Annotated in this window: 5 protein-coding genes; all 5 read left to right on the top strand. The window is 71.3% G+C overall.

Annotated elements, in window-relative coordinates; translation table 11 throughout:
• The first annotated feature begins 93 nt into the window (after window positions 1-93).
• The 5 genes from QWU11_RS19430 (at window position 94) to QWU11_RS19410 (ending at window position 3,936) form a co-directional block, all read left to right on the top strand.
• Complete coding sequence (locus QWU11_RS19430; RefSeq protein ID WP_290114972.1) at window positions 94-426, top strand: WXG100 family type VII secretion target; 333 nt, start codon at window positions 94-96, stop codon at window positions 424-426.
• Window positions 427-436: 10 nt separating this feature from the next.
• The gene (locus tag QWU11_RS19425; protein ID WP_290114946.1) at window positions 437-745 is read left to right on the top strand and encodes a WXG100 family type VII secretion target; all 309 of its coding nucleotides are present in this window, start codon (window positions 437-439) and stop codon (window positions 743-745) included.
• Between the two features lie 62 nt (window positions 746-807).
• Complete coding sequence (locus tag QWU11_RS19420) at window positions 808-1,203, top strand: hypothetical protein (protein ID WP_290114938.1); 396 nt, start codon at window positions 808-810, stop codon at window positions 1,201-1,203.
• Between the two features lie 45 nt (window positions 1,204-1,248).
• Complete coding sequence (locus QWU11_RS19415; RefSeq protein WP_290114937.1) at window positions 1,249-3,018, top strand: hypothetical protein; 1,770 nt, start codon at window positions 1,249-1,251, stop codon at window positions 3,016-3,018.
• Between the two features lie 66 nt (window positions 3,019-3,084).
• Window positions 3,085-3,936 (top strand): hypothetical protein, encoded by an 852-nt coding sequence (locus QWU11_RS19410; RefSeq protein WP_290114936.1) that lies wholly within the window; start codon window positions 3,085-3,087, stop codon window positions 3,934-3,936.
• Window positions 3,937-4,216 lie beyond the last annotated feature (280 nt).

The raw sequence follows: 4,216 nt of genomic DNA, 5'->3' as shown, positions 1-4,216 counted from the left end.
AACGCTGAACCCACCACCGGAGTGCTGCGTAGCTACAGATGAAAGCACATTCGAATCGGTCGGTCAGACCGGGAACACAAGGTGGTGAAGTCCATGGCCGACGACCAGAGAATCGTCGATACCGTCGCGATGCAGACGACGGCCGGCAAGATCGCCGGACGGCTGCAGACGCTTGAGGGCTATCGGACGCAGGCGCAGGGCCACCTGCAGAACCTGCAGTTCAACTACCAGGCCGAATCGGCGAACCAGTTCCACTCGGTCATGGAGGACTGGAACGCCCAGTTCGGCACGATCACCAATGCGCTGGGCAAGGTGCAGACCGCCCTCGGTGGCACGGCGACCAACGCCGACCACACCGAGGACACGAACAAGGCCCAGGCCAACGAGCTCGGCGGCACCGTCCAGAACCTGACTCTGCCGATCTAAGGAGGACGAAATGGGTAGCAGGCTGATGCTCAACCGGCAGGCCGCGCACGACGACAAGGCCGAGCTGGTGCGGCTCGACGGGCTCATCCGGCAGGAACTCGACGATCTCGACAAGGACGTCAAGAACAACCTCGACTACGAGAACTGGAAGGACACGGCCCGCACCGAGTACGACCACCAGCAGAACATCTGGAACGCGGCCGCCGACGCCATGAACACCTGCCTCAACGACAGCCACACGACGCTCAACAACATGCTCGACAACGTGGACCTCACCGAGCAGCAGAACCTTCGATCCTGGCAGAACGTCTACGGCTGACAATCGGGGCCGGCGCGGGCGACCGCGCCGGCCTCTGCCCCGCAGAGGAAAGGAGTCGTCGAATGGCGCCCGCGCCCGAAAAAGACGATAAGGACAAGAAAGACATCTTGGTCCAGCCGGACGACCTGGCGAAGTTCGCCGGGAAGATCCGCGAATTGATACCGGACGTCCTCGGCGCCAAGGGCGCCGTCGACGCGGTGAAGATCCTTCCGGGCAATTTCTCGGACGCGGTCAGCTTCAAGAGCCTCGTGGGATACGGCGACGGCAACGGACGGGCCGGGTCGTACTCCAAGCATCTGACCGACCTCAACACGGCGCTGACGAAGTTCGCCGAGGGCCTGGAAGTGATGGTCCGCAACTACACCGACGTCGAGTCCCTCAACAAGGACCTGGTCCAGAAGGTCCAGGACCTCGTCAACCAGGTCGATCCCCTGCTGCCGCAGAACCCTGCGGCCTGACCGGCACGCCCGTACCGGCAGAGGCACGGAGAAAGGAGGAAGGTCATGGCCGATCCCGACGAGCCGGATCTCCACAAGAACAACCTGGGCTACAAGCTCGACCCGAGGAACACCGACTACGACACGTGGGACTGGCGGCAGATCCAGGCCTCGATCACCGGCAGCGTCAACACCGACCTGAACACCGCGGCGCAGAAGCTGCCGGAGGTCTCCGACCCGCAGTCGTTGTACACCTCGGCCAATAACTACGGGACCGGCAGCACCAATCTGAACCTGGTCCACGATGGGCTCAAGGCGCAGACCGACCTGATCGTCGGGGTCGACAACCCCCGGTGGACGGGACCGGCGGCGGACTCGTTCAAGGGCCTGATGGCCAAGACCCTCGCGGCGGTCAAGACGCACGCCGCCCCGCTGGAAGGGCCACCGAGCTACCTCGCCACCCTGTACTCCGCCGGCAACGCGCTCAGCTACGCGATCAATGACGTCAACACCAAGAACTACAACGCCGCGCTCGCGGTGATCAACCGATGGAACAGCACACCGGCGGAGCCGGGGACCACGACCGGCACCGTCGACTTCACCTACTCCGACGGCGGGGCGGAGAAGGGCCCTCCGCCCTGGTACGACTACAACGGCACGACGATCGTCATGATCTCCCGCTATCCGGACATCGACCACCAGCTCACCCTCGACATGCGCAAGTCCATCAACACGCTGGTGAGCAACTACCGGACCTCCGGTACGGACATGGCCGCGCCGACCGGGGTGCTCCCGACCATGCCGGCCGCCAACAAGGACCCGGCTCCCATCAAGATCGACATTCCCAACCCCAAGCTGCCGAAGCCGCCCAAGCAGCCGAAGCAGCAGCCGCCGCCGAAACCGCCGGACCCGCAGAAGGGACCCGGGGCACCCGATCTGAAGAACGGTGCCGACGCCCCCGGCGGCGCGGGTGACGCCCCCCTCGGCCCGGATGGTCAACCGCTCGGCCCGGACGGACAGCCGCTCGGACCCGACGACCAGGTGCCCGGCCCGGACGACCAGGCGCTCACCGATCCCGGAGCGGGCCCGGACGCACCCGACCTGGCCCCGCCGGACGGGCAGCAGCTCGGACCCGACGGGCAGCCGCTCGGACCCGACGGGCAGCAGCTCGGACCCGACGGGCAGCAGCTCGGACCCGGCGGCAAGCCGCTGGTCGGCACCGGGCCGGACGCACCCGGCCTGGTCACGCCCGGTGGAGCGGACGGCAACGGCCTGACGCGACCCGGTCTGGTCGATACGCCGAACGGCCCCGCACTGGTCGGCCCGGACGGCAGGACCCTGCTCGACCCGAAGACCGGCAAGCCGCTCACCGGCCCCGACGGCAAGCCGCTGACGGTCGGCGATCTGAAGAAGCCGGCGCTGACGCCCCCCGGCGGCATCGGTGCGCCGCCCGGCTTCAAGCCGGTCGACCTCACGCACCAGCCGCTGCCCAAGTTCAGCCCGTCGACGCTGGCGAACCTCGAGAAGGCCGGGGTGAAACCGCCCAACCTGGCCAACCTGGTGGGCGGAGGAGCACCGGCCAGGCCCGGCGCGCTGGCGAGCGAAGGCGCGGTCAAGCCCGGCGCCAGGGAGTTCGGCGCCCCCGGCGAGGCCGCCGCGGGTGGCCGCGCGGCCGCCGGCGAAGGGGGCCGCGAGCCGATGCCGATGGGCGGCGGCGGAATGGGCGGCGGCGGCGCGGGCGGTGAGAAGGACCGCGACCGTACGACCTGGCTGGTCGAGGACGAAGAGGTCTGGGGCGCCGAGACCGCCCTCGGCCTCGGCGTGCTCGGCCGCTGAGCGCCCCGTACACCCAGGCACGGCCGCCCACCGGGCGGCGCGTGGCCGATGACGAGGAGGTGAACCATGGCTCCGGACCCAGCGCCGGCCCCGCCCGGCGGGGCGGGCGACTACGCCGGCTGGACGTGGCAGCAGATCCAGGCGGCGATCAACGACGGGCAGCCGGCGACCATCCACGACGCCGGCACCGATTTCGAGGACGCCAGGACGAAGCTGGACGGCGTCGCGAAGAACGCCACGCACGTACGCGACACGCTGACCGGGCCGGACGGCACCTGGAAGGGGCCCGCGGCCGACGGGTTCGCCGGGCTCATCACGAAGATGATCGACGACACCCAGGCGCACGCCGACTCGCTCACGCCGTACAAGGGCGCGCTCGACCAGGCCGGCGACGACCTCACCGACGCTCAGACCGCGGTGGCCACGGCGATCACCGAGGCGGGCCAGGACACGATCGACCGGTACAACGACGAGGTAGGGGCGTACAACGCCGCGGCCCAGGCGTACAACGCCGGCACGGGCCCCGCGCCCGTCGATCCCGGGCCCGCGCCGTACGTCCAGGGCGCCGATGGCGGGACGACCGTCGACGTGTCGCGGTACCCGGAGATCGAGGCCGAGCTCAACGAGAAGATGCGGGAGATCATCGCCAAGCTTGCCGGTCAGTACGGCACGGCGGGCGGCAAGCTCACGGAACCGGGGCAGGAGCCGCCGCCGACCCCGGCGGACGAGCAGCCGCCCCCGCCCCTGAAGGACGACGTGCCGGCGCCGGACCTCCCGCCGCCGGCCGACGCGGCGCCCGCGGACGCCGTCCCCCCGCCGGACCAGGCCCCCCCCCCCCACCAGGCGGCGAGCTCGGAAGAGCACACCGCTGAACACCCCTCCCCCACCCAGATCTGGAATTCCGGCGTGGGCGTGTGAGAGGGGGGGGGGGGGGGGGGGGGGGGGGGGGGGGGGGGGGGGGCCGCGCGGCGGGGGCGGGGGGGGGCGCGCCGGCGGGTCCGCCCGGCGGCCTGCGGCGGCGGCGTGCGCTGCCCGTCGCGGCGGCGTGTGGTCGCCGGCGGGGGGGGGGGGGGGGGGCGGGGCGGGCGGGGGGGGGGGGGGGGGGGGGGGGTCCCCCGCCCCCCCGCCCCCCCCCCGCGCGCGCCCGGGGCGGGCGCGCCCCCGCCCCCGCGCCGCCCCGGGCCGGGGCACCGGCTCG

Origin of the sequence: Actinomadura sp. DC4 (assembly GCF_030406325.1) — a bacterium.
GTDB lineage: Bacteria > Actinomycetota > Actinomycetes > Streptosporangiales > Streptosporangiaceae > Actinoallomurus.
This window is presented reverse-complemented; position numbering and strand designations above follow the sequence as displayed.